Origin of the sequence: Cecembia lonarensis LW9 (assembly GCF_000298295.1) — a bacterium.
In the GTDB taxonomy this organism is placed as follows: domain Bacteria; phylum Bacteroidota; class Bacteroidia; order Cytophagales; family Cyclobacteriaceae; genus Cecembia; species Cecembia lonarensis.
The window spans coordinates 1-516 of record NZ_AMGM01000351.1 but is presented as its reverse complement, the minus strand read 5'-3'; the positions used below and the strand labels follow the sequence as shown (position 1 = coordinate 516).

Here is a 516-nt window from a genome sequence, read left to right as displayed (position 1 = left end):
GCCTGCACAGATCGGCGTCACCGGCCTAGCCGTCATGGGCGCAAACCTCGCCCGGAACTTCGCCCGCAACGGATACACCGTCGCCCTGCACAACCGCTCGATCGCCAAGACCGACGCATTGCTGGAGGCCCACGGCGACGAGGGCGAATTCATCCGCACCGAGACCGTGGAAGAGCTGGTCGCAAGCCTCGAGACTCCCCGCCGCGTGCTGATCATGGTCAAGGCCGGCGGCCCCGTTGACTCGGTCATCGACTCTCTGGTCCCGCTGCTCGAAGAGGGCGACATCATCATCGATGGCGGTAACTCCAACTTCGTCGACACCCGCCGACGCGAGGCCGCGCTGGCCGAAAAGGGCCTGCACTTTGTGGGTATCGGCGTCTCCGGCGGCGAAGAGGGCGCCCTATTGGGCCCCTCGATCATGCCCGGCGGTTCGAAGCAGCCCTACGACGCGCTGGGCCCGATGCTCGAAAAGATTTCCGCCAAGGCCATCGACGGCGCCCCATGCTGTGCCTGGAT

Annotated in this window: 1 protein-coding gene; it reads left to right on the top strand. The window is 66.1% G+C overall.

Annotation, left to right across the window (positions count from 1 at the left end):
- Window positions 1–516: NAD(P)-binding domain-containing protein (locus B879_RS24385; RefSeq protein ID WP_238542273.1), on the top strand; the 516-nt coding region annotated here is incomplete at both ends.